Origin of the sequence: Sphingobacterium sp. UBA5789 (assembly GCF_002418355.1) — a bacterium.
In the GTDB taxonomy this organism is placed as follows: Bacteria; Bacteroidota; Bacteroidia; order Sphingobacteriales; family Sphingobacteriaceae; genus Sphingobacterium.
On the sequence record NZ_DIDX01000004.1, the window covers coordinates 143,822 to 169,803 of the forward strand.

Genomic DNA, 25,982 nt, shown 5'->3' on the forward strand with positions numbered 1-25,982 from the left:
GTAGATTTTAATAAATTAGGATGAGTTATTACGAGGATGAGGAAGATTATAGATCATCCGTAAAATTTTATGGATTTTTATTCAAAATAGCGTTTAACATTGCTATACTAATCATATTGTATAAATTATTATACATTCCCAACTTTCCGGAAGAGCTAAAAAATTCTCCGGCGCTGTACGTAATGCCAATAATTGGAACTATCGGGGCATACTGTTATTTAAGCTACTGGTTTGGTTGGAAAAATAGTCTGTACATTGTAGGAGTAGCAGGATTTTCTATTGGTTTGATGGCATTGACAAGTTTTCAAACGTTATCTACCCTTTATGGGGTAGGCCTGCTGATCGCTTTGGGTTATGGTGGCTATTTATTGATAAAGATGGTTGTTCGAGCTTTTCTCAATAGGCGTTGAAAGGTCTTATAATTCGTTCGAGGAAAAGATTTTCGCAAGTTTTAACCGGCTAAATCTTTATAGTATTCAAGTTTCTCATGATAAGTTTCAATATCGGACCGGCTATCTGACAGATCAAATTCGCTTGCGAAATTATAGATCATGTCACTGAGTTTTTTTCGTAAATAATAAGGAAGTGAATCGTGCTGTTCGGCGAAATAATCTTCGATCATAGCGCCTTGAACTTCCTCACTTTGTTGACTGAAAGCTTCTAAGTAATAGCCCAGTGATTGTTCGTCCGAGCTAATAATATCTGCTACTAATATAGAAAGAATCTTCTGCGATGACATGTTTAGTCCATCTAACAGTTTATACAACTCATAATCTAATTCGGGGTTGTGATCTCCGCAAGCATAGTTTAACCTTTCGAACAGGTTTGTCGGGTACACATAACATGTGTCTTTCTTTTCAACAGCAACTTTTTCAAGTAACTGACCAACAAATAATTGGATGGTTTTTTTTGAAGCTTCTAAAAACTCCGTTGAAAACAGTTCACGGATGAATTCTCGATGGTTTCCTCGGTAAATTGCCTGTTGCATGATGATAATTATAAGTATTTTTAATATTTTCTCTTAATATAAGCCTATTTTATAAAATGATAGAGTTGCACATGTATCTTATTCAAGATATTCATTCGTCCCCAATATCGCCTCCGTAGTATTGTGAATTTTTTTCTTGAAGTATTCATTCGTCGCAGACATTCCCTCAAATTCTTTAGCGATCTGAGTTTCAATATCCGCTACAGTTTTTATTTTTTCCTCATTAGACAGGTTTGAAAATTCTGGAGTTGTAATGGTATCGAGCTTAAGTACAAATTCAAAAGATCTTTTTACTCCCCCGAGCATCGATTTTCTAAAAACTTTACGTTGTGTTCCAGTAAGGTTTTTGTCATATCTTTCGACATTATTGCTGTACAATGCTGTTAATTCTTTTTGCTTTGAAAAGATGTCATTTAGTTTGAAATCGAAATCATCAGATCCCAATATTTCCTCAACCTTATTTTGATATGCCTCCATACTTGGATGAGCCTCCTTTATCTGATTTTGGATTATCACAATATTATCATTTGAAATTGTATCTAGTATAGAGATTGTTGTCTGTATTGCGTTTGACTCCTTTGTCAATGAAGGCTTGCAGCTTGTCACAAATACTAGTGTTACTGTTAATGTAAGTAATGTAGAGGAAATTAAATTTTTATTGATCATATGAGTATTTTTTAATTTGAATATTAAGATGTATTAATAGGGTTTTATTTAGATGGTGTACATATTATTGTTTGGGCAGATTCGAAAGGGTCTTGATACTCCTCCTTTCCTTCAGGGAACAAATGTTCCATCATGCAGGTCATAAATTCCTTCATACCTTCTTCTCGCCTTATGTTTCTCATTTTTACACATTCAACACAAGAGCACCCTGGAGCTTCGGAATGTCCACAAGAAAGACATGTAAAGAGCTGTCTATGTTGAATTGTGTTAGCTGGAATCTTATAATAGATAGTATTTCCGCACTGGCATTTGTCAGATGACCTTTCGTATGGTAACTGTTTATAAAGACTTACTTGTTTAAGTTCCGTTTTAATATTAAGCTGCAGTTTAATTTTTTCAACAGACATCTTGCGCTTATAGAGATGGATTACCGACTCAATTTTGGAGTCTGACAAAATCTGAAGTACTGATTTGCTGTTTTTGAAATAAAATCGAGGTTGCGCCATACTCTAAATTGTTTGGGAAACAAAAAAGCGTGGAACTAAAATCATATCCTTATCAGAGGCTTGCGACGGCCCTTACAACCAGATAGACTTAGCCCACGCCCATTATGAGGCACGGGCGTAAGTCTATCGCTATAACGGTTGTAATCTGAAGGTCGCAATTTCTGATAAACCATAACGATAGCTTACGCTGTTTCGTTCAATAAATTAATGGTATAAATATACGGATTTACGGATATTTATACCACTTTTTATTGTTTTAGAGCGTATAATCTATAAATTTGAATATGCCGATTGTAGCAATTTCAGATACAAGAGTGCTGGATGACAGGTATGAGATAAAGAATAAACCAATAATTTTAGATTTGCAACGATGAAAATTCAAGTTATCAGTGATTTACATCAAGAATTTGGGGTGTCGGAATTGTCTTTTGATAATACTGATGTTATAGCTATTGCTGGCGACATTAACTTGGGAATAAAGGGGTTACATTGGATACAATCAAAGATTAAAGCGAAACCTGTGATTTATGTACTTGGCAATCATGAATATTACAAAAACTCTTATCCTAAAATCCTAAATAAACTAAAAACATTGTCAAAAAACACCAATGTCCATGTATTGGAAGATTCATTTATTGATATAGAAGATGTTCGATTTCATGGCTGTACTTTATGGACAGACTTTTCAATTTTTGGCGATCCAGTTGAATATGGAATTATTTGTCAATATGCTATGAATGACTACAAGATGATAAGGCGAGATCCATCTTATTCGAAAATACGTTCTATAGATACTTATAAAATCCATCAAGTATCAAGAATGGTGTTAGAACGGAACCTATCAGAATCAGAGAGATCTAAGAATATTGTTATCACACATCATGGTCCAAGTTTACAATCTGTTCCTGAAAAGTATAGAAAGGATCCAGTCACTTCTGCTTACGCTTCAAATATGGATGATTTTATTTTAAAGCACCAGCCTGATTTTTGGATCCATGGCCATATCCATACCCCGACACGTTATCATATTGGTAAAACAGAAATTATCTGCAACTCTCATGGTTATATTGATGAACCTTATAATGGATACGAGAGAGAATTGATTATTGATATATAGACTGAAGTAATCCTTGCTCAAAGACACACAAAAACTACTTTCTCATATCTTTATTTGTGGCGTTACGATAATATCTCCTCCCATCTTTTGCACCATCCCACACGTTAGTAACACTACGCAATCTAACTGGAGCATCTTTTTCTAGACTAGTTAGTTTTTTACAAACTCTTCTAAAAATTCTATTCCATCGCCTTTTGTCCTGTTTTTCTGTTTCAGCAGTAGTGATTCCGAATATTTTAGTTTTTCTTACTGATCGAGACATGGTTTGTTATGTAAGCTTTAAATTATGGTGAAAATTACTCATGCAAAGATAAGTAAGTATTATAGCTATTCAAATTTCACTCCATTGCTTTAACCATAAGTACAGCCCCAACTGTGACAAATATTTAATAAATCTATTATAGCTTAGCGAGTTTATCAATGCTAAAAAACAACTTTACCTTTCACTAGAATATTGTGATATTTTACACTATTGGACAGTGTAATTTGACTATCTTTGAACAGTTGAAAATTAATTAGGCTTCAATGAACCGAATTAAAGACGTTTTAAAAGAGAAAGGAATCTCACAAGCTTGGCTTGCTAAGAAGTTGGACAAAAGTTACAACACCGTTAACGAGTACGCTCGAAACGTAAGGCAACCAAGCATCGAGGATTTGTATCGAATTGCTAAAGTTTTAGGCGTTAATGCAAAAGATTTATTGATAGAAGAATGAGTAAAGAAAACCAAATAGAAGAACAACTAATTGAGCAACTAAAAGGGCTGAAATATATTCATCGTCCAGATATTTTTGACAGAAAAACACTGGAGCAAAACTTCAAGACTAAATTTGAAGAATTGAACCGTGTTCGGCTTTCTGACAGTGAATTTTTAAGACTTCGGGAACAAATCATTAATCCTGATGTATTTGCTGCTTCTAAAGTTTTGCGTGAAAGACAGTATTTTCAACGTGAAGATGGAACACCTTTACATTATACATTGGTCAATATCAAAGACTGGTGCAAAAATGAGTATGAAGTAGTTAGCCAATTACGTATTAATACGGAAAACAGCCATCAACGATTCGATGTGATTTTGCTTATCAACGGTTTGCCTATGGTGCAAATTGAATTGAAAAAATTGGACATTTCGCCACGAAAAGCAATGCAGCAAATTGTGGATTATAAAAATGAAGCAGGCAATGGTTTCGGAAATTCACTGCTTTGCTTTATGCAGTTGTTTATTGTAAGTAACAGAACAAACACCTTTTATTTTGCGAACAATATAAAACAACATTTCCAATTTAATGCCGATGAGCAATTTTTACCTGCTTATCATTTGGCAGATGAAAAAAATAGGAAAATTAAACATCTTGAAGACTTTACGGATAAATTCCTTAAGAAATGCACATTGGGCGAGATGATTAGCAAATATATGGTATTGGTGCAAAGTGAGCAGAAAATGCTCGTGATGCGACCATATCAAATTTATGCTGTAAAAGCTATTGAAGAATGTGTCAATCAAAATCGTGGAAATGGCTATATCTGGCACACTACGGGAAGCGGTAAAACACTGACTTCTTTTAAAGCATCTACACTTTTAAAGGATAATCCCGAAATTGAAAAATGCTTGTTTGTAGTAGATCGGAAAGATTTGGACAGACAAACTCGTGAGGAATTTAATAAATTTCAGGAAGGCAGTGTGGAGGAAAATACCAATACTGAAACGTTGGTAAGGCGTTTACTCTCTACTGATTATGCGGATAAAGTAATTGTTACCACCATTCAAAAATTAGGTTTGGCTTTAGATGGTACCCAAAAGAAAAACTACAAAGAACGTTTAGAGCCGTTGAGCAAACAACGTATTGTTTTTATTTTTGACGAGTGTCACCGTTCACAGTTTGGTGAAAATCATAAAGCTATCAAAGAATTTTTTCCTAATGCACAATTATTTGGTTTTACGGGAACACCTATTTTTCCCGACAATGCTACTTATAAAATACGTGAAGGAGAATACGAGACTTTTAAAACCACACAAGATATTTTTGAAAAAGAATTACACGCTTACACTATAACACACGCCATAGACGATAGAAATGTATTGAAGTTCCATATTGATTATTTCAAAGGCGAAGGCTCGCAGAATGCCAAACCAGGCGAAGCGATTGCCCAACAAGCCGTAGTAGACGCTATTCTGGAAAAACACGATGCAGCAACTAACGAGCGTAAATTTAATGCGGTATTGGCAACATCTTCTATCAATAACGCTATTGAATATTATCAAATTTTTAAGGAATTACAAAAGATAAAGCAAAATAATAATCCAAACTTTGTTCCGCTAAATATCGTTTGCGTATTTTCTCCACCTGCTCAATTAATGACAAAAGATGGAGATCAAAGAAGTCAAAACAATGCTGCTGACATTAAGCAACTTCAAGAAGATTTAACACAAGAAAGAGAGGATAATCAGCAAAATCCCGAAGAAAAGAAAAAGGCATTAATGCAAATTATTGCCGATTACAATACACAATATAAAACCAATCATAATATCAACGAATTTGATTTGTATTATCAAGATGTACAAAGACGTATCAAAGACCAAAAATACAGCAACAAAGACGTACCTCACAAAGAAAAAATAGATATAACTATTGTGGTAGATATGTTACTCACGGGGTTTGATAGTAAATTCTTGAATACTTTGTATGTGGACAAAAATCTGAAATATCACGGATTGATTCAGGCATTTTCCAGAACCAACCGTGTGTTGAACGACACTAAACCGTATGGAAATATTCTCGATTTTCGTTCACAACAAGAAGCCGTAAACCAAGCTATTGCTTTATTCTCGGGAGAAGATAACAAAGAAAAATCAAGAGAAATTTGGTTGGTTGAACCTGCACCTGTGATGATTGACAAGTATAAAGAAGCTGTTGAAAAATTAGGTGTATTTATGCAGGAAAACAATTTACTCAGAGAACCAGAAGAAGTATACAACTTAAAAGGTGACGCAGCTCGGATTGCTTTTGTTAAAAATTTCAAAGAAGTACAGCGACTTAAAACACAGCTTGACCAATACACAGATTTAGACGACAGACAAAAGGAAAAAATTGAATCCATATTATCTAAAGAAACTTTACAGGAGTTCCGCAGTTCATATATAGAGACGGCAAAACAATTGCGGGAAATACAACAAAAAGAAGGTGATAATGCTTCCGATGATATTCAGCAATTGGATTTCGAATTTGTGTTGTTTGCTTCTGCTGTAATTGATTATGACTACATAATGAGATTAACTGCTGAAAATCTTGGAATGAAACCAGGTAAGCAGAAGATGACCAAAGAACAAGTAAAAAGTTTATTGAAGTCCAACTCCAATTTAATGGACGAGGAAGAAGACTTATCGCAGTATATTGATAGTTTAGATTGGAATAAAGGATTAAGTGAAGAAGAGCTTCGAAAAGGTTACGATACATTTAAAGACGAAAAATATAATAAGGAAATTGCAACCCTTGCCAACAAGTACGGCTTACAAACCACAGTGTTAAAAACCTTTGTAGATACGATTATGAGCCGTATGATTTTTGACGGAGAAAAATTAACGGATTTGCTGGAGCCTTTAGATTTAAGCTGGAAAGAACGTAGAGCAAAAGAATTGTCATTAATGGAAGACCTTGTACCTCAATTAAAAAAACTAGCTCAAGGTAGAGAAATAAGCGGTTTGGCTGCTTATGATAATAAATAAAAAAATGAGTAATCAACCTCCAATAAATATAAATATTTCGGAGTATCGGGAGATTTTACATCAAGCGATAAGCCAAATTAATACCGCCCGAACGCTAATTGCAAAGCAGGTAAACAGTACTGCAAATTCCGTGTATTGGAATTTGGGAAAACTACTCTTTGAAAAACAGTTAGAAGAAGGTTACGGTAGTGGTGTTGTAAAACAATTATCTATTGACCTCAAAAATGAATTTCCCGATATGGGTTTATCCCCACGCAACTTGTGGAATATGAAACGCTTTTATGAACGTTATTATCAAGCAGATACAAAACTGCTACAGGGTGTAGCAGTTTTACCGTGGGGGCATAATTTGTTGCTTTTAGACAAAGTCCAATCGCTTTCTGCTGTTGCGTTTTATTCTAATGAAGTAGCTACAAAAGGCTGGTCAAGAGATTTATTACTCAACGCCATCAAAATGGACAGCTATAGCAGTGCTGACAACCAACTAAAAACCAATAATTTTAGGAATACATTACCCGAAATAAGTGCCGAATATGCCAACGAAGTATTTAAAAGCTCGTACAATCTCGGATTTTTGGGTATTACAGAACCTGTAAAAGAGCTGGAATTAGAAAACAGGTTAATAACCAAAATCAGGGCTTTTGTATTGGAATTAGGCAAAGGTTTTTCATTTATAGGTAACCAATACCGATTGGAATACAACAACAAAGAATACTTTGTAGATATGCTTTTCTTCCACAGAGGATTACAGTCTTTGGTGGCTATTGAATTAAAGATTGGCAGTTTTAAAGCCGAATACGTAGGCAAAATGAACTTTTATCTTTCCCTATTGGATAAATTGGAGAAAGGCGAAAACGAGAATCCATCTATTGGCATTATTCTCTGTGCCGATAAAGATCATTTGGATGTAGAAATTGCTTTGCAGGACATTAATAAGCCCATTGGTGTAGCCGAATACCAATTGCTATTACCAAAAGATGAATTGCAAGCCTTAGTATTAAATGAAATAAACGCAACAGAAGGAGAAAATGAGCAAGAGTAAAAAATTGATACCCGAATTGCGTTTCCCTGAGTTTGAGAAGAATGAAACTTGGGCTGAGAGAAAACTTTCAGATGTACTCTTTGAACACAAAGAAAAAAGTACTGGAAAAGAAGAGGTTTATTCAGTGTCAGTACATAAAGGTGTAGTTAATCAAATTGAACATTTGGGGCGTGTCTTTGCCGCAAGTAATACGAGTAATTACAAAAAAGTATTGCCAGGTGATATTATATATACTAAAAGTCCCACTGGAGATTTTCCATTTGGAATTATAAAGCAAAGTAAAGTTTCAACACCAGTTATTGTTTCACCGTTATATGGTGTCTTTAGACCTGAAAATAACGACATTGGTATTATACTGGATGCATATTTTGAATATCCAGAAAGAACAATTAATTATTTATCTTCTATCATCCAAAAGGGAGCTAAAAATACCATAAACATTCATAATGATACATTTCTTTCTAAATCTCTAATTCTACCAGTCGATAAAAAAGAACAACAAAAGATAGCGTCTTGCATTTCATCTTTAGAAGAAATGATTACAGCTCACAGCCAAAAGTTAGATTTACTTAAATCCCACAAAAAAGGATTGATGCAAAATCTTTTTCCGCAAGAGGGGGAGAAAGTACCTAGATATAGGTTTAAGGAGTTTGAGAATGATGGGGAGTGGAAGAAAAAACCTGTAAAGCAAGTGTTTTCAATATTTCAAGGATATGCATTTGCAAGTAATGATAATGTCACTAGCGGAACAAGATGGATAAAAATTGCTGATGTTGGTATTCAAGAAATGAAAAATGACACGCAGTCTTTTTTACCTATGGAGTTTAAAGAAAAATATAAGAAGTTCTTAGTAAAGAAAGGTGATTATGTATTAGCTTTAACTCGTCCCATTTTAAATATGAAGCTGAAAATCGCTCGAATTGATGAAGCTTTTAATAACTCATTATTAAATCAACGTGTCGGAAAAATAGTAACTTCCAATGACAGTAGTTTTGTTTATTATCTTCTTCAAACAACAAAAATGATTGAGAATATTAATAAAAATATTGCAGGGAATGAACCTCCGAATTTGTCTTTCCAACAAATTGAAGATATAGAAGTTTTTTTGCCTTCGAAAATGATAGAACAACAAAAAATCGCATCTTGTCTTTATGCATTAGATGAACTCATCACATCACAAACCGAGCAAATAGAACAATTGAAACAGCATAAAAAAGGATTGATGCAGGGCTTGTTTCCTAAAATGAATGATTAGAAGATGAGTGATCAAAAAAAAATATATAAGTACAAGACATTGAGAAATGTTGCAGTAAGATTAAGGGACGATTTAAACGACCATAACTTTGTATTATTATATGCTCATAATGGGACAGGTAAAACTCGTCTTTCTGTTGAGTTTAAAAATATTAGTAAAAGAAGAAAGAAAAGCCCAGAAATTGACACACTATACTTTAATGCATTCACTGAAGATTTATTTACTTGGGATAATGATTTGGATAATGATGAACACAGAGTTCTTCTTTTAAACAAACATTCTAAGTTTTTTGGTGGTATTGAGGATTTAGATATCGAGAATAAAATTAGACCTATACTCCATAATTATAGTAATTTCAATTTTAGAATTGATTTTAATTATATTAAACCTAGTGAAGAGAATATGCCTAATCCAGAAATTCATTGGGCAGTAAGATTTATTAGAGAAGAATTAGTAAATGGAGTTACACAAAATGTCGAAAAAATAAAAGTATCTCGAGGTGAAGAGAATCTTTTTATTTGGTGTTTTTTTCTTGCAATTTATCAATTGGCAATCGATAGTGCTGAAGGTTACGATTGGGTAAAATATGTTTATATAGACGACCCTATTTCCTCTTTGGACGAAAACAATGCTATTGCTCTAGCCTGTGGTTTAGCAACTATGATAGAAGGTGGGATATATAATGAAATTGAAGATGCTGGAGAGAAAAGAAAAGAAGAAAAAGATCGAAAAGTAAAAGTGGTAATATCCACACATCACAGTCTTTTTTTTAACGTGATGCACAATGAGTTAAAAATGAAAGGGAAAACCTATTTTCTTCATTCAATTAGCCCTCAAAATTATAGTCTTCAAAATACGGATGATACCCCATTTTTTCATCACATCGCTTTACTGAGTGAATTGCAAAAAGTAGCAAAATCGGGAATTATTCATACGTATCACTTTAATGGTTTAAGAACAGTTATGGAAAAAGCTGTGAGTTTTTTTGGATATAATAAAATTGATGAAGTTATCCATGGATTAGAAGATGAAGTGCTTTATCACAGAGCAGTACAGTTACTTAGTCACGGAAGGCACTCCATATTTACTCCTTCACCTATGAATGATGACAATAAGGATTTATTCAAAAAAATTCTTAAAGGATTTATTGATAAATATCAATTTAAACTCCCAGATATTTTTAATTAAAGAAATAATAGAAAAGAATGACACAAAAACAACAACATAAAAAATTAGGCGATACACTTTGGAACATTGCGAATGATTTACGGGGAGCAATGAATGCGGATGATTTTCGTGACTATATGCTTTCGTTTCTCTTTCTTCGGTATCTATCGTTTAATTACGAAGAAGCTGCTAAAAAAGAATTGGGAAAGGATTATCCTGAAATTAAGTCAAAAGATTTAAGACCCGATTTTGTAATTCCGCCACCGTTAGAAGAATGGTACAAAAATAATGAGGAAGACGTAGAAGAGTTTGAAGAACAGATGCGTAGAAAAGTGCATTATGTTATAGAACCTAAATATCTGTGGAGTAACATTACCGAATTGGCTCGTACGCAAAATGCTGATTTATTAGAAACACTCGAAAATGGATTTCGCTATATCGAAAATGAATCGTTTGGTACTACCTTTAAAGGACTTTTTTCTGAAATTAATCTCAACTCGGAGAAGTTAGGAAAAACACCAAAAGAAAGGAATGATAAACTTTGTAAGGTTATTGGAAAGATTGCCGAGGGCATTGCTGATTTCTCAACGGATACCGATACACTTGGAGATGCTTATGAATATTTAATTGGTAAATTTGCAGCAGGTTCAGGAAAAAAAGCAGGAGAATTTTACACACCGCAAGAAGTTTCAACCATTCTTTCCGAAATCGTTACTTTAGACAGCCAAGACCCTACAACAGGTTTGAAACCGAAGTTGGATAAAGTGCTGGATATGGCTTGCGGCTCGGGATCCTTACTTTTGAATGTTCGTAATCAATTAAAAAACGCTAAGGGAAGTATTGGCAAAATTTACGGTCAGGAAAAGAATATTACTACCTACAACCTTGCCCGAATGAATATGTTATTGCACGGAATGAAAGATACCGAGTTTGAGATATTCCACGGCGATACTTTGCTCAATCAATGGGATTTACTCAATGAAATGAACCCAAGCAAAAAAACAGAGTTTGATGCCATCGTTGCCAATCCACCATTTAGTTTGCGTTGGGAACCCAACGAAACAATGGGTGAAGATTTTCGTTTCAAAAGCTATGGCTTAGCTCCCAAATCGGCAGCCGACTTTGCGTTTTTATTGCACGGCTTTCACTTTCTTGGCAAAGAAGGTACGATGGCGATTATTTTGCCACACGGAGTACTGTTTCGTGGTGGTGCAGAAGAGCGCATAAGAACGAAATTGTTGAAAGACAACCATATTGATACGGTTATTGGTCTGCCTCCTAATTTGTTCTATTCTACAGGTATTCCAGTTTGCATTTTGGTGTTAAAAAAGTGTAAGAAGCAAGAGGATGTATTATTTATCAATGCAGCAGAACATTACGAAAAAGAAAAACGACAAAATTCACTTAGTGAGAACCATATTAAAAATATTGTAGAAACTTACCAATTTCGAAGTGAAAGAGAGCGGTATTCACGCAAAGTTTCGATGGATGAAATCGAAAAGAACGGTTATAATTTGAATATTTCCCGTTATGTAAGTACAGCAGAAGATGAAGTGATTATCGATTTAAAAGAGGTGCATAGGAAATTGGAAATAATTGAACGAAAAATCAATAGCAGTACCAATAAACACAATGAATTTTTGAAAGAATTGGGATTGAAAACAATATAATAGTCCTTCATAAATTGGCTTTAAACAAAAAAATACAGAATTTGATGAAAGGACGCTGAAGTCTACAAAATCGGAAAATTACTACATACCTAGATTTGAATGTAAAATCGCTTGTACGTAATCTGTATTTTTTAAAATTTAATACGCTAAAAATCAGAGTGTAACACTTTTTGTATCGGGAAGTAAAGCTGTTTTTATTTTGTGTTTCTTCGTTTGTTAACCAGTTATTTAGTTCTTTTTGACTTTTCTTTGAATGAGATACTTTGATTGAACTCTTATGTTGTAAAGTTTTAAAAAGATGAAGATTCAAATAATCAGTGATTTACATCAGGAGTTTGGAATGTCGGAATTATCTTTGAAACTAACAGAACTTATCAGCACACTGTCACTTCTAAAACTTTTGTTGAAAGCTTTAACCAAATTAATGAGTTTTTTGCTGAAGTTGATAATTTTGAAAATGACTTTTATTTTTTATCTGATGCTGTAGACCCTGACCAATTAAGAGCGAAAATAGCAGAGAAAATTTTTAGTACAAGAAGTCCTTTTAAAGGAATTAAAGAATTAAGTAATTTGTTCAAGCGTGAGAATGCTGGGCATGTCGATAATTTAGCTAAACTTTTGAAATTATACGGGCTCGCTGAGTTGATTGATATGGATTTTGACCTAAAATTTCAATTGCGTTATCTAATATCTAATGTTTTGTTGTACGGGAAAAACGATGTCGATTAATGTTTTTAAAAGCGGAGAATAAATAGTTTATTCTCCGCTTTTTTTGCGGTAAATAATGCTTATATTTACCGCATATAATTTTGAGGTTATGGCAGTCTATATACACGAACGACATAATTGGACAGATTTTCAATGGGAAGATGAGAAGATACTTCATCTATTAAGCGAAGTTCGGCATCTTCAAGGAAAGCTTATTGGAAAAGTAGAATTGCTAGGATTTGAGTTAAAAGACGAAGCAAACTTGGAAACACTTATCCAAGATGTTGTTAAATCATCAGAAATAGAAGGGGAGATATTAAATCCAGAACAAGTGCGCTCATCAATAGCTACTCGATTAGGATTGGACACTTCGGGTCTTGTAAATTCTGATCGTCATATCGATGGTGTAGTAGAAATGATGCTAGACGCTACACAGAATACTGATAAGACCGTAAGTAAAGAAAGATTATTTGGATGGCATGGTGCATTATTTCCAATCGGAAGAAGTGGATTGTACAAAATTGATGTGGCGCAATGGAGAAGCGGTGATATGCAAGTCGTTTCAGGAGGAATGGGAAAAGAAGTTGTACACTTTGAAGCACCTGGAGCTGAACGGCTCGAAGAAGAAATGGAGAAATTTATAGGTTGGTTTAATACGGATTCCCTTATAGATCCAGTTTTAAAAGCTTCTATTGTACATTTATGGTTTGTGACTATACATCCATTTGATGATGGAAATGGACGGATTGCTCGTGCATTAACAGATATGCAATTGTCGAAAGCAGATGGTGTCAATCAACGCTTTTATAGTATGTCTGCGCAAATTAAACAGGAACGTAAGGAGTATTATATGATTCTAGAAAAAACGCAAAAAGGAGATTCGGATATTACCGGTTGGGTAGTTTGGTTTTTATACTGCCTGAAAGAAGCTATTATTGCTTCAAATACAATAATAGATAAAGTCGTCAGAAAACATCACTTTTGGATGCAAAACAATGTTAATATCAGTAATGACAGGCAACGAATGATGTTGAATAAATTAATGGATAATTTTGAAGGAAATTTGACTTCATCAAAGTGGGCAAAGATGACAAAAGTTTCTGCCGATACCGCACTCCGTGATATTACTGATCTCGTGAGTAAAGGTATTTTATCTAAGACAGATTCTGGAGGTAGAAGTACAAATTATAAGTTAAATTGGTAGTAATTTCATTTTTACTGACTACAAATCACTGTTTGTATCCGGTAGAAATGAAATTAGTAAAACTCTCATAAATCAATCTAAGTTATTTTTTATTGTTAATTATTACTATTTTATAATCAGAAAGACACGTAGTCAGTAAATTTTCAACTTTATACTAAGGTTGTTTTTTTGTATGAAATAGCAAATATGGAAATGATAATATTCTTTGAAGGTAAATCATAAACAGCTTCATTTATTTAGATATAAATGAAGCTGTTTATGAAAGATTAGAAAAAGTTATTAAACTCTCTTAGTATATCTGCATCTGGGAAAATCTGCACATCCCAAAAACCTCCCATACTTTCCTTCCTTGTAAATTAATGAACTATTACACATTGGGCATAAATTATTTTTATTCTCTAAATTCTCACTATCATATTTTTTAGGAATTATATTAGGCTTATTTCCATTTAATTGGAGCAATAAATTGTAAATGTCATCTCTTGTTGATTCACTAATATTGATCTCTCTTGAGTTTTTTATTGTTTTAAGTAGTCGATAAAACTTTATTACAGGAAATGAGCTATTCACTTTCAAATGTGCCTTACCTGTAAATACAACGATTGGAAAATAATCCAGATATGGGTACTTCTCTAAATTAGCTTTGAGAGCTTTAATGTGTCCTAAGTTTTGACGTAATGGATTATATAGTTTATATCTATTATTGAATATAACTTGAGTCCACTCATAGGAGTTTTCACTTCCAAAGATCCACCCTTTATAATTTTTAGTTTCTATAACAAATATTCCATATTGAGATACTACAATATGATCTATCTGTGACATTAAACTATTGTAATAAAGCCTTACATCGTTTATTACTTTATATTCTTTTTTGTTGAGAAATAAAAGAATAAACCGGATTAGCAATTCACCAAAGTATCCTTTTATTTTTGGTTTTAATAATCTAGTTAAGATTACAAAACCTACTAAAAGCACAATAATAATTAAGAATTTGTCATTTTTAGAGATACTCATGAAACCTATGCATTTGTGAAGTTAATAATTAGCTTCTCTTTATTTAATTTCTTGTAGTTCTTTTGATATTATTAATCTGTGAGCATAATAGAATGCCAATCTTGTTGTATGGTGTATAATTAAAGTAGTTAATAGAATTTATATGTAGCGTATTAATTAAAGCAATTAGCAACTGACGAATTAATGGAGAAAATTTAATTGCGTTGTGAAATTCTTTTAAAATCTCATTAAACTCAATGCTATAAATACCAAAGGAGTTCCTATTATTAACATTGTATACCAACCGTTTACTATCCACCATAGCTTTCGCTTTATTTTTTTGCTGTCCTTTGGCTTAAGATTGTCAAAGTAGTGGGATTGAGTCGTTTTAAACATAGAATAGTCAATCGACATATGATTTTCATATTTACTTAAGATTGCCTGATATCTGTAAGATATATTTTTGCAGAATACTCTGATTTCCTCATCAGTGCTACCTGTAAGAGTTTTAAATATTCTTACTTCATTATAAATCTCACTTATATCTAATCCACATTGGTGCAGTTTTTCAGCACGCAATTTATAATCTTGTGCGTTTTCATACTGTGAAAGAACTAATAATATAATAGATAAGGCTGTTACGAAGTAATTAATCAGTTGGAAATTGTTATTCGTATGATTATCCACATAGACTGATATCAAACTTGCAATAATTAAGTAGGCTGAAAAAATGGACATACTTATGTTTGACATCCTTGCTTTAGCACGCAGTCTTTGATCAGCCTGAAATCTTGCTCCTTTTGTTGTCCACACCTTTAATGAAAGTTCTTCTAAAAAGCTTTTTTCTAAGTATGCCTTTTCTCCTGTAAATATAGATTTTTCTGTCATAAGTTATTTATTGCTATATTCAAAGATTATGTGTACGTAAAATGAATTAGAATAAAGTTAATATTGATCTTTGTTATAGCAGGTTAGAATTATTAATACAAATGTACTAATTGTTATTTTAATATTTGATTGTATCTATTTAAGTTAAATTATAGATTTATTTTTATTAAACCACATGTTTTTTTTAATACGTTCTAAATTTACGTTTGTTTTATAATTTTTGTTGCGATGTAACCAAAACCAAAATCCCCACTACACATAATGTATGATAAGTTTATTATCCGGAAATTGAAACTAAAAAAACATAAAAGATCGCAACATGTATCTGGGAACAACCACACAAGGTAGAACAGATCAGTTTATTGTACTGGAAAAGGGAGATTCAGCAGCAGATATTTCTGCTATGATGAAAGCAGAAAATATTCGCAATCTGATTGTCTCAGGAAAAGAAGCCGGGTCAGATGTGCTAAGCAATACTGCGTTTTCTGAAGTCTTTAGTGAAATGGAAATTGTCCATCTGAGCGATATCGGATTCGGGAAAAGTGAAGAGCTGTTTCAATTTAAAAACGTAAAGCGATTAGAAATCAAAAACTGTAAGTTCAACGGCAAAGAAGATCTTGACTGGTCGCAGTTGAAACATCTGGAAGAACTGTTTACAAGCTATTCCAAACGTTTTCAAAATCTGTTTACTCATCCGGTGCTCAAAACACTGTACATCGAAAAATTTGAGGAAGAAGGATTTGAATTCCCGGTTAATTCCCAACTGGAAACACTTTCCATTGATAAGAGTAAGGATTGTAACTGGGCTTCTTTACCCAATTTCAAAAATTTAAAAGCTTTGTATCTGGTTAGTATTCCTTCGATTGTGGATATCACATGGATTACGGGGATTTCACAACTTGAAGATATAGATTTCACTTCTTGCAAAAACATGGAAAATGTAATCGAAATTCTCTCTCAGGTAAAATCCTTAAAGACAATTTTTCTGGCGAATACGAGCGATTTTAATACCTTATTGCCTTTACAAAACTTAATCCATTTACAGGAGCTCACCATAGAAAGCAGTGGTAAGCTGTTGGATAAAAGGAATATCGATTTTCTAAACCAAATGCCAGATCTGGAGTTTAGTATTGAAATGAAAAATTGTGCAGTAAGTAATGAGGAATAAAGAATCTGCATAATTTCGTGCTTTTGCTATTTATACAATCGCCTGTAGCTTCCATCCTTATATCCCCCAATCCCCAACCTTACTTGTTAATTTAACATTAACTTAATACTGTATCAGTTACTTTGTGGCAATTAAGACAAACAACCTTATGCTGCGCTTATTCTGTTTCTGTTATTTGTTGTCCATTGCAAATCTGCTGTATGGTCAGTCGGAGGTACCACGGAAGGTACAGGCTGTGGCTACACAACACCCGGATACCGCCTTGCGATCCTTACAGGAGCTTTATGCGAAATCCAGACAGGCTGACAATCCGCAGTTGGAAGGGGAATATCTGCAGGCAATGGGAGAGATCTGCTTCCATCAGGGACATTATCAGCAGGCACTTGAATTTTATATTGATGCCGAAAGCGCATTTGAAAAGGTCGGAAATTCCGATCTGTTGGCGCAGAATTTCGGGAAGACCGGAATGCTCTATTTCTACAATAAGCAACACGATAAGGCACAGCATTTGTTTAAGAAGGCGCTGACCTTATATCAAAAGACCAAAAATCAGGAAGGGCAAGCCAATATTCTGGGAAGTATGGGGCAGGTGTATGAAAAGAGACAGTTATATGACAGCGCCTTTTATTACCAAAAAATGGCCCTCGAAAAGTTTCAGCACAGTAATAATCCGGAAGGAGCAGCCAAAATATATGAAAATCTGGGTAGCATCTATGAAGACCTGGAGCGGTATGATGAAGCGCAGGAACATTTTAATCAGTCTCTGTTGCTTTACAGAGCACAAAACAATGAGACCGGCACAATAGAAGTCATCAATAACCTGGGGGATATCTTACGCAAAACCGGAAAGTATGCTGCAAGTATCGCGAAAACCAAAGAAGCCCTGCGTCTGTCCGAAAAAACAAAAAACACCTATCAAAAGGCTTCAGCAACCAAAGATCTGGGCAAGACCTATGGTCTAATGGGGCAACTGGACAGCGCTTATCATTATGCCGAACTCAGCCGTACCTATAGTCTGGAAGTCTATTCGGAAGAGGTACTCAAGCAAACCTCTTTTTTACAGGTACTCTATGATATGAATAAACAGGCTGATGAGATTGCCCGGCTGAATGGTATCCGTAAGGTAAACCGTATTATGGTGATTGCATTCTCTATTGGTGCCTTACTGTCTGTTGTTCTGATATTGGTGATCATCAGCCAGCAGCGTCTGAAAAACAGGGATCAGAAAAATACGGTCGAAAAGCGGGAGGCAGAACATGCTTTTGTGCAGTTGCAGCTGGAAAATAAACTGCTGGAAGAGGATTTGCTGCGCGAACAACTCGTACTCAAAGGAAATGAACTCTCCATTCATACCTTAAATCTGATCAAGAATAAACAGTTTCTGGAACAATTGCGGGCAGACCTCTCTGCCATGGTAAAAGATGAACGTCGTGATCAGAAAAGACAGCTTCAGCAGCTTATACAGGAGATCGATAATTCCTTCGGTGAAGAACAATACTGGAAAGAATTTGCTCAGGCTTTTGAACAGGTCCATCAGCAGTTTTTTGAAAAGCTGAAAAATTACAGCACAGAATTGACAGCTTCAGATCTTCGTCTTATTGCGTTGATGAAAATGAATCTAAGTTCACCCGAGATAGCCGTGATGTTGGGGATATCTACTGATAGTCTGCGTGTGGCCAGGTACCGGTTAAGGAAAAAACTCCATATAGCACAAGGGGATAACCTTAGTTTTTTTATCCAGTCCCTTTAGGTCATTTTTGTATCCAAAAGATTTTTCTGAATTCCCAATCTGTTCTGCTTAATAATTTCTTAATGTAATGATGATGTAACGATAATGGAGAATTGACTTTGTTTTAAGTTGTTAATTTTCAATTATTTATGTTTTTATGTTGTTGTTTTGTTTACGCTGTTTGTAACGCTGTTGCCTTCTTGTAACGCTCAGAATTCTTGCTGTTTCAAATGTTTTTTCACTTTTGTCCTGTCGTTTAATCAGACTATTATTTGAAAAGCAATGAAGAAATTATTTGCAATTTTGATTCCATTATTATTTTGTGCGGGACTGGTCCATGCTACAAAAATAAAAGGTAAAGTTTATGATAAACTCAGTGGTGAAGCCCTTGTCGGTGCTACTGTAGTTTTAGAAAAAAGCGGTAAATCCGCAAGTACAGGTCTTGACGGATCGTTTGAGATCAAAGGGTTGTCTGCCGGAAAGGAAAACATACAGATTTCCTATCTGAATTATGAAAGCGTAGTGGAGGAGATCACAGTTTTGAAAGAAGATACGCCGCCATTTGCATTCTACCTGTTATCCAAATCCACCCAATTGATGGAAGTATCCATCAAGAGCAAAGGAGCCGGTTCGGGAGATGGAGAAGCCCGACGCATAGAACAGAATGCTTCACAGGTCATGAACATTATCTCCGGCAAAGCTATTGAGCTTTCTCCGGACCTGACAGTCGCAAATGTGATGCAACGTGTCTCCGGGGTATCGCTGGAGCGCAACAGCAACGGGGATGGTCAGTATGCTATCCTCAGAGGTATGGATAAGCGCTACAATTATACTTTAGTGAATGGTGTCAAATTACCTTCTCCGGACAATAAATACCGCTACATTCCACTGGATATCTTTCCTTCCGATCTGCTGGAAAGACTGGAAGTCTATAAAAGTCTGACGCCAAATATGGAGGCCGATGCAATAGGAGGTGCGGTGAATATGATTATGAAAAATGCACCGGAAAGATTACAGATCAATGCCAATGTATCTACCGGATACAGCCAGCTGTTTTTTGATAATAAATTTACTTCCTACAACAGTGGCAGTATACAGTCAAAATCCCCTTATGAACTGAATGGCCGGGATTATAAAGCTTCACAGGCAGATTTCAGCAAAGGCACCCTGGACTACAGCAGCAAACAACCGGCACCGAATATTCTGAGCAGTCTGTCCGTTGGACAACGTTTCTTTAATAATAAACTGGGGGTTATTGTAGCCGGAAGTTACCAGAATACCTATCGCGGAAGTACCAGTACCCTTTACAATAATGCCGTGACAGGTACAGACGAGTATGCCGTTATCACCAATAAAGTAGAACGTCAGTATTCCGAACAGCAAAAGCGTTTGGGACTTCACTCAAAGGTAGACTATGTACTGGATCAGAACAACAAGTTCAGCTTTTATAATATGTATGTCAACCTGCTGAATGAGCAGGTGAGGGAAGCGGTGACTACGAACTACAACGGAGAGTATAAGCCTGATCTGGGCAATGCGGAACTGGTCTATCAGACCCGTAGCCGTAAGACTGATCAGAAGATATACAACGGAACATTGCAGGGAACACACAATCTGCTGGATGATAAATTCAGCATTCGTTGGGCAGCGGTATATTCATCGGCTTTAAATGATGTTCCGCAGAATACACAAATCACGCTGAATGGTCTGGAACAGAATTTCGAACGTCGCAGAACTACTCTAGTCAATACTGCTCCGGTAAATTATCGCTGGGAACGCAATACTGACGATGATATGGCGGCCTATTGGGACCTGAAATATAAACTGGAGCTGAAAGATGCTAATCTGGAACTGTCTGCCGGTGGTCTTTACCGGGACAAACAGAGAAGCAGTTTCTATAATAACTACACCCTGGCACCTTCTGAATCCGATATTGGTAAGTTGTATGGCGTGGATTATCAGAATTATACCGAATTAAATCTTCGGGTCACCAATCCTACAGGAGCGGTAAGTAATCCGTTGACCTACGATGCTACGGAAAAGACAACAGCTGTCTATGCCATGTTTAATTATCAGGCCGAACGCCTTCAGGCCATCGGTGGGGCACGTATGGAACATAATAATCAGGGTTATAACCTGTTGTTTCCAGCCGGTGAAAACTCACCTGCAGGTCGTCAGGTGTATACGGATATCCTGCCGAGCCTGACCGTAAAATATCTTTTTGACAGCAAATCCCAATTGCATGCTTCTTACGCCAAGTCTCTCAACAGACCGGGGTTCTATGAACTGGTGCCAAGTAAGGTTGTCAATGAAGAGTATCAGGAACGTGGAAATCCTAATTTGATGCGTGCTCTGGCGGATAACTTTGATTTACGTTATGAATTATTTCCGGGAGCTTCGGAACAGCTTTTAGCGGGAGTTTTTTATAAGAAAATCAAAAACCCGATTGAGTATACTTTTCAGGCAGATGCCACACGGGGACAGGATATTTACTACAGTCCGGGAAATTTTGGGAATGCCAATAATTATGGAGCTGAGGTAGATTATATCAAGTACGTCAATAAATTTGGGGTGAAAGCAAACTATACCTACACGCATTCCCGTATTACCACCCCCAAAACACAGCGACGCATCAATCCAACATCAGGTGATATCGAAGCGATTTCAGTAGAGCAGACGCGACCTTTATACGGACAGTCCGAACATATTGCCAATCTGGCGCTATTGTTTAAGGATACTAAAACAGGATGGGACGCACAGGTAGCCGCTGCTTACACAGGTCCGCGTATCAATACAGTATCTCAGTTTCTGAATAATGATCTGTGGCAAAAAGGATTTATTCAGATGGATTTTTCGGCAGAAAAAAGATTTAAACATGGTTTAACGGTCTTTGCAAAAGCCAATAATATATTAGATACACCGATGAAATTATTTATAAAAGGCACGAATCCGGAGAACGATAAAATTGCTGAAAATCTGGTTTCCGGTGGACAGACCTTAATCCGCAGTGATTATTACGGTCAGAGTTATCTGGTTGGTGTTCGTTATAAATTAAACTAATCCTTATAAATACAATATATATGAAATATCCATGTAGTACAGACTGCACAAACATCCATGAATATAGTTTGGATATTCCATATAACCATTGCAAATCAAATTACATACATATGAAAAAGTATATCAAATTAACAGCTCTTTTTCTGATTATGACAGGGTTCATAAGCTGTGAGAAAGCAAATATTGATGTCGATACACGTCCCGTAGACGGATCAGCTACAGGAGAAGTATCGGGTATCTGGGCTAAAGGAAGCACACAGGTCATCAAAGGTGATATTATCATTCCGGAAGGACAATCGCTGACTATTGAAGAGGGAGTTACCATTGTGATGGATACGATCGCCAAACCTGAAATTATTGTCAAAGGCAATCTGTATTCCCTGGGTACAGCGGAAAATCCGGTAAAGTTTACAATCTCTGAACCTTACAGAACCGAAGCTAATAAATTCGGAAAATTATGGGGCGGAATTCTGGCTGCACCAACCTGTAAGGAACTGGTACTGGATTATACCATTCTAGAATACGGAGGCAGTACCACTTCGGACGCATCCACTTCTGTAAAAATGGGATTGTATAAAAACAAGCCCGGAGAAAATCTGCCGGCTATCTGGTTTTCAAATGTAAATGGCAAACTGATTGTACAGCACAGCATTATCCGTCATTTTCAGGAAGACTGTACGTATATCGATGGCGGTAAAATTATCTTTTCTAATAATGAATTCTATACCAACGGAATAACCGGTGGTGATGCCATGAACTTTAAGTCAGGATCGCTGGCGGATGTTGCTTACAATATCGTATACAGCATGAATTCCAATGCGCTGAAGTTGTCCAACACAGGGGACCGAACACCACAGGCTTACATCATCGCGTACAACAATACAATGGTCAATACCGGCTGGAGACGTCCTACTGCCAAAGGCGGATCTGTATGGGTAGAAGCGACAGTACGTGCCGATCTGTACAATAACCTGTTCGCAAATACTCGCTTTGGCATCAAACGGGACCCGAAGAAACCGGAAGATACCCGCTCTGTATACAGTAACAACTGGTACTATGGATTTGACCAGACAACAGTAGATCAGTTTCAACCGGGTAAGAATGACGTTATCGGCGGAGTGAACGATGTAAAAGGAACGAAGGCAGGGGAGAATGATCCTAAATTTGTTAACTATCCGCTCAATACAGCAATGACGCTGCCGGATTACAACAAAGCATGGGATTTTCACTTGCAGGGCAATTCACCTGCATTGACAAAAGGTACTACTAACTTTAAGCGTCATTATAAAGACGGAATCGTTCTGGAAAACGGAACAAGATACAGTTCTCCGGAGCCTGCATTATATGTAGGGGCGTACGGCGTAAAATTATAACAGAGATATAAACAACATCATGAACAAACTACAAAAGATAAATTTAGCTGTACTGGCACTGACACTTATGAGTCAATACGCCTGTCAGCAACCCGGTAAACACAATACAGGCAGCACAGATAGTACAGAAGTACAACCTGCGGTGATCTCCGAAGCTGTACAATTTGATTCGGATGATCCTGCAATCTGGATCAATAAGGCGGATCCTTCAAAAAGTCTAGTGCTGGGTACAGACAAGGATGAAAACGGTGCGCTCTATGTATTTGATCTGCAGGGAAAGATTGTGAAAGATAAGGTGGTTCGCAACTTAAAGCGTCCGAATAATGTAGACCTGGCCTACGGATTGATGCTGAACGGTAAACCAACGGATATTGCGATCACGACAGAGCGTTTTACGCATAAACTGCGGATCTTCTCATTGCCGGATATGAAAGCAGTGGACAACGGCGGTATTCCGGTATTTGAAGGAGAGACAGGTACGGATTACCGCGATCTGATGGGAATTGCTATATACACGGCACCCACAGGTAAAATGTATGCTATCGTAGGCCGTAAAAACGGTCCGAAGGACGGATATCTGTGGCAATATTTGCTGGAGGACAATGGTCAGGGACAGGTGAAAGCAACGCTGGTACGTAAGTTTGGCGAATATTCGGGTAAAAAAGAAATCGAAGCTATAGCTGTAGATAATGAACTGGGCTATATCTACTACTCGGATGAGCAGACAGGAGTGCGTCAGTATTACGCTGATCCTGAAAAAGGAAATAAGCAGCTTGCTCTATTTGCTACAAGCGGATTTGCAGAAGATCATGAAGGGATATCGATTTATAAGCTGACGGACAGTACCGGCTATATTCTGGTATCTGACCAGGGAGCAAATCGTTTTCAGATCTTTAGCCGTGAAGGGACAAAAGAAAACCCATATGCCCATCAGTTACTCAAAACAGTACCTGTAGCGGCTCGTCAGAGCGATGGTTCTGATGTGGTAAATGTACCGCTGAATGATACCTTCAAAAACGGACTGTTTGTAGCGATGAGTGATGATAAAACATTTCATTTCTACAGATGGGAAGATATAGCCGGCAAAGAACTGAAAATTAAAAAATAAGTTCACAAGCTTTTCAGGCAGGGACTTGAAAATAACAGAAGCACAGTAAAAGATCATCTTTTACTGTGCTTTTTTTTGTGCTTATGCGGAAGTAAATCGGGATTGATTTTCAATCGCAAAAAAGTGCCTGTACAGGTCGCTTATCAAAGAAAAATCAGTTTTCGGATACAGGTCTGTTACTATGCTCCAGAAGTATAGTAAGTAAAAAATCAGTATTAAAAATTTGATCGTAAAAACATTTTTGTTATTATTGTGTACGTTAACAATTGCAATAAAGCTAAATTATAGTAACCATGACCAAACTGCTTTTACATAATTGTATTCTTGTTTTACCTGCATCACTCCTTGAAAACGGCTATGTGTATGTGGTAGATAAACGTATTGCGGGAGTTGGTCAGGGGATGCCCGAAATACAGGATGATGAGTTGAAAATTATCGATTTGAAGGGACGGTATGTCTCCGCCGGTTTTATCGATATGCATGTTCATGGCGGTGGAGGATATGACTTTATGGATGCAACAGTAGAAGCATTTCTAGGGGTTTCCGAAACACATGTCCGCTATGGAACCACAGCCATGTGTCCGACAACTCTAACCGCTGACAGTGAAAACCTGTATGCTGTATTAGATACCTATGCAGCGGCTCTTCCTCAGAATAAGAAGGGTGCAGCCTGGTTAGGTTTACATCTGGAAGGTCCTTATCTGGCCATGAACCAGCGGGGAGCGCAGGATCCGAAATATATCCGGAATCCGGATGTAAAGGAATACAGTGCTATACTGGATTACAGCCCGCATATTACACGCTGGAGTGCTGCTCCTGAACTTCCAGGGGCTTTGGCTTTTGGAGATTATCTGCAGTCCAGAGGCATTATTGCCTCGCTGGCACATACAGATGCCCTGTTTGAGGAAGTCGTGGAAGGCTATGATCACGGTTATCGCCTGGCGACTCATTTTTATTCAGCCATGTCTACCATTGTGCGCAAAAATGCAAAGCGTTATGCAGGCGTGATAGAGGCCGGATACTATTTAGACGGCATGGATGTAGAGATTATTGCAGATGGTATTCATGTTCCCGCTCCGCTGTTAAAATTAATTTACAAGATCAAAGGTCCCACTCGTATTGCATTGGTAACAGATGCGATGCGTGCTGCCGCTATGCCCGAAGGGCCTAGTGTTCTTGGGCGTGTGCAGGATGGATTGTCCGTGCTGGTGGAAGGAGGCGTAGCCAAACTGCCGGACAGATCCGCATTTGCAGGAAGTGTAGCGACCTGTAATCAGCTGATCAGAAACTACCGGGATCTGGCCGGAATCCCGCTCGAAGTAGTGGTATCTATGCTGACAGCGGTACCTGCCCGTATTCTGGGAGTACAGGATCGGAAAGGAAGTTTGGAAACAGGTAAAGATGCGGATATCGTTGTGTTTGATCAGAATATAGAAGTCTACATGACCGTAGTGGAAGGTGAGATCAGATATGATCGTTTGACAACGGGTTAGTACGAAATATATTGACAGCCATAAACACTGATGATTTTTCAGGTATAAATGGCTTACAGGGTAAAGACTTGTGGATTGCTAAATACACAACTGTCTGCGTACGTTGAATAATCAACTGTCTC

19 protein-coding genes are annotated in these 25,982 nt (G+C 36.5%); 15 read left to right on the top strand and 4 right to left on the bottom strand.

Annotation, left to right across the window (positions count from 1 at the left end):
* The first annotated feature begins 20 nt into the window (after positions 1-20).
* Positions 21-410, top strand: a complete 390-nt coding sequence (locus tag B4B65_RS09975) for a hypothetical protein (protein ID WP_293915513.1) — start codon at positions 21-23, stop codon at positions 408-410.
* 41 nt (positions 411-451) lie between these two features.
* Here the strand turns inward: B4B65_RS09975 and B4B65_RS09980 are convergent, their stop codons facing one another.
* Entirely contained in the window at positions 452-988 is a 537-nt protein-coding gene (locus B4B65_RS09980) for a hypothetical protein (protein ID WP_293915514.1), read from the bottom strand.
* Positions 989-1,066: 78 nt separating this feature from the next.
* Positions 1,067-1,654: a hypothetical protein gene (locus B4B65_RS09985; RefSeq protein ID WP_293915515.1), complete on the bottom strand. Its 588-nt coding sequence runs from the start codon at positions 1,652-1,654 to the stop codon at positions 1,067-1,069.
* A gap of 876 nt (positions 1,655-2,530) precedes the next feature.
* Here B4B65_RS09985 and B4B65_RS09990 point away from each other — a divergent pair.
* The 8 genes from B4B65_RS09990 to B4B65_RS10025 all read left to right on the top strand — a co-directional run bounded on the left by B4B65_RS09990 (position 2,531) and on the right by B4B65_RS10025 (position 14,045).
* A complete protein-coding gene (locus B4B65_RS09990; protein WP_293915516.1) occupies positions 2,531-3,277 on the top strand; it encodes a metallophosphoesterase in 747 nt (248 codons plus the stop codon).
* Positions 3,278-3,802: 525 nt separating this feature from the next.
* Entirely contained in the window at positions 3,803-3,991 is a 189-nt protein-coding gene (locus tag B4B65_RS09995; RefSeq protein WP_132775921.1) for a helix-turn-helix transcriptional regulator, read from the top strand.
* Positions 3,988-6,999: a type I restriction endonuclease subunit R gene (locus tag B4B65_RS10000; protein WP_293915517.1), complete on the top strand. Its 3,012-nt coding sequence runs from the start codon at positions 3,988-3,990 to the stop codon at positions 6,997-6,999. Before B4B65_RS09995 ends, B4B65_RS10000 begins: the two co-directional genes overlap by 4 nt.
* Positions 7,000-7,003: 4 nt before the next feature.
* Complete coding sequence (locus B4B65_RS10005; RefSeq protein ID WP_293915518.1) at positions 7,004-8,041, top strand: PDDEXK nuclease domain-containing protein; 1,038 nt, start codon at positions 7,004-7,006, stop codon at positions 8,039-8,041.
* Positions 8,028-9,296 carry a restriction endonuclease subunit S gene (locus tag B4B65_RS10010; protein ID WP_293915519.1) on the top strand — a complete coding sequence of 423 codons (1,269 nt, stop codon included), beginning with the start codon at positions 8,028-8,030 and terminating at the stop codon, positions 9,294-9,296. Before B4B65_RS10005 ends, B4B65_RS10010 begins: the two co-directional genes overlap by 14 nt.
* A 3-nt stretch (positions 9,297-9,299) precedes the next feature.
* Positions 9,300-10,484, top strand: coding sequence for an AAA family ATPase (locus B4B65_RS10015; protein ID WP_293915520.1), 1,185 nt, complete (start codon positions 9,300-9,302; stop codon positions 10,482-10,484).
* Between the two features lie 17 nt (positions 10,485-10,501).
* A complete protein-coding gene (locus B4B65_RS10020) occupies positions 10,502-12,133 on the top strand; it encodes a type I restriction-modification system subunit M (RefSeq protein WP_293915521.1) in 1,632 nt (543 codons plus the stop codon).
* Between the two features lie 817 nt (positions 12,134-12,950).
* Positions 12,951-14,045: a Fic family protein gene (locus B4B65_RS10025; RefSeq protein WP_293915522.1), complete on the top strand. Its 1,095-nt coding sequence runs from the start codon at positions 12,951-12,953 to the stop codon at positions 14,043-14,045.
* A 279-nt stretch (positions 14,046-14,324) separates the two neighbouring features.
* Here B4B65_RS10025 and B4B65_RS10030 read toward each other — a convergent pair whose 3' ends face one another.
* Positions 14,325-15,062: an NERD domain-containing protein gene (locus B4B65_RS10030; RefSeq protein ID WP_293915523.1), complete on the bottom strand. Its 738-nt coding sequence runs from the start codon at positions 15,060-15,062 to the stop codon at positions 14,325-14,327.
* Positions 15,063-15,278: 216 nt separating this feature from the next.
* Positions 15,279-15,929: an SLATT domain-containing protein gene (locus tag B4B65_RS10035; protein ID WP_293915524.1), complete on the bottom strand. Its 651-nt coding sequence runs from the start codon at positions 15,927-15,929 to the stop codon at positions 15,279-15,281.
* A gap of 319 nt (positions 15,930-16,248) precedes the next feature.
* Between B4B65_RS10035 and B4B65_RS10040 the strand changes: the two genes are divergently transcribed.
* The 6 genes from B4B65_RS10040 (at position 16,249) to nagA (ending at position 25,860) form a co-directional block, all read left to right on the top strand.
* Positions 16,249-17,097, top strand: a complete 849-nt coding sequence (locus B4B65_RS10040; RefSeq protein ID WP_293915525.1) for a hypothetical protein — start codon at positions 16,249-16,251, stop codon at positions 17,095-17,097.
* Positions 17,098-17,245: 148 nt separating this feature from the next.
* A complete protein-coding gene (locus B4B65_RS10045) occupies positions 17,246-18,847 on the top strand; it encodes a tetratricopeptide repeat protein (RefSeq protein WP_293915526.1) in 1,602 nt (533 codons plus the stop codon).
* Positions 18,848-19,108: 261 nt separating this feature from the next.
* Positions 19,109-21,886: a TonB-dependent receptor gene (locus B4B65_RS10050; protein WP_293915527.1), complete on the top strand. Its 2,778-nt coding sequence runs from the start codon at positions 19,109-19,111 to the stop codon at positions 21,884-21,886.
* A 110-nt stretch (positions 21,887-21,996) separates the two neighbouring features.
* Complete coding sequence (locus tag B4B65_RS10055; RefSeq protein WP_293915528.1) at positions 21,997-23,259, top strand: right-handed parallel beta-helix repeat-containing protein; 1,263 nt, start codon at positions 21,997-21,999, stop codon at positions 23,257-23,259.
* A 19-nt stretch (positions 23,260-23,278) separates the two neighbouring features.
* A complete protein-coding gene (locus B4B65_RS10060; RefSeq protein ID WP_293915529.1) occupies positions 23,279-24,367 on the top strand; it encodes a phytase in 1,089 nt (362 codons plus the stop codon).
* Positions 24,368-24,660: 293 nt separating this feature from the next.
* Complete coding sequence (gene nagA / locus B4B65_RS10065; protein ID WP_293915530.1) at positions 24,661-25,860, top strand: N-acetylglucosamine-6-phosphate deacetylase; 1,200 nt, start codon at positions 24,661-24,663, stop codon at positions 25,858-25,860.
* The last annotated feature ends 122 nt before the right edge of the window (positions 25,861-25,982 follow it).

Coding starts and splice junctions, on each gene's coding strand:
- B4B65_RS09975 (WP_293915513.1), top strand. CDS start 21: ATGAGTTATTACGAGGATGAGGAAGATTATAGATCATCCGTAAAATTT.
- B4B65_RS09980 (WP_293915514.1), bottom strand. CDS start 988: ATGCAACAGGCAATTTACCGAGGAAACCATCGAGAATTCATCCGTGAA.
- B4B65_RS09985 (WP_293915515.1), bottom strand. CDS start 1,654: ATGATCAATAAAAATTTAATTTCCTCTACATTACTTACATTAACAGTA.
- B4B65_RS09990 (WP_293915516.1), top strand. CDS start 2,531: ATGAAAATTCAAGTTATCAGTGATTTACATCAAGAATTTGGGGTGTCG.
- B4B65_RS09995 (WP_132775921.1), top strand. CDS start 3,803: ATGAACCGAATTAAAGACGTTTTAAAAGAGAAAGGAATCTCACAAGCT.
- B4B65_RS10000 (WP_293915517.1), top strand. CDS start 3,988: ATGAGTAAAGAAAACCAAATAGAAGAACAACTAATTGAGCAACTAAAA.
- B4B65_RS10005 (WP_293915518.1), top strand. CDS start 7,004: ATGAGTAATCAACCTCCAATAAATATAAATATTTCGGAGTATCGGGAG.
- B4B65_RS10010 (WP_293915519.1), top strand. CDS start 8,028: ATGAGCAAGAGTAAAAAATTGATACCCGAATTGCGTTTCCCTGAGTTT.
- B4B65_RS10015 (WP_293915520.1), top strand. CDS start 9,300: ATGAGTGATCAAAAAAAAATATATAAGTACAAGACATTGAGAAATGTT.
- B4B65_RS10020 (WP_293915521.1), top strand. CDS start 10,502: ATGACACAAAAACAACAACATAAAAAATTAGGCGATACACTTTGGAAC.
- B4B65_RS10025 (WP_293915522.1), top strand. CDS start 12,951: ATGGCAGTCTATATACACGAACGACATAATTGGACAGATTTTCAATGG.
- B4B65_RS10030 (WP_293915523.1), bottom strand. CDS start 15,062: ATGAGTATCTCTAAAAATGACAAATTCTTAATTATTATTGTGCTTTTA.
- B4B65_RS10035 (WP_293915524.1), bottom strand. CDS start 15,929: ATGACAGAAAAATCTATATTTACAGGAGAAAAGGCATACTTAGAAAAA.
- B4B65_RS10040 (WP_293915525.1), top strand. CDS start 16,249: ATGTATCTGGGAACAACCACACAAGGTAGAACAGATCAGTTTATTGTA.
- B4B65_RS10045 (WP_293915526.1), top strand. CDS start 17,246: ATGCTGCGCTTATTCTGTTTCTGTTATTTGTTGTCCATTGCAAATCTG.
- B4B65_RS10050 (WP_293915527.1), top strand. CDS start 19,109: ATGAAGAAATTATTTGCAATTTTGATTCCATTATTATTTTGTGCGGGA.
- B4B65_RS10055 (WP_293915528.1), top strand. CDS start 21,997: ATGAAAAAGTATATCAAATTAACAGCTCTTTTTCTGATTATGACAGGG.
- B4B65_RS10060 (WP_293915529.1), top strand. CDS start 23,279: ATGAACAAACTACAAAAGATAAATTTAGCTGTACTGGCACTGACACTT.
- nagA (WP_293915530.1), top strand. CDS start 24,661: ATGACCAAACTGCTTTTACATAATTGTATTCTTGTTTTACCTGCATCA.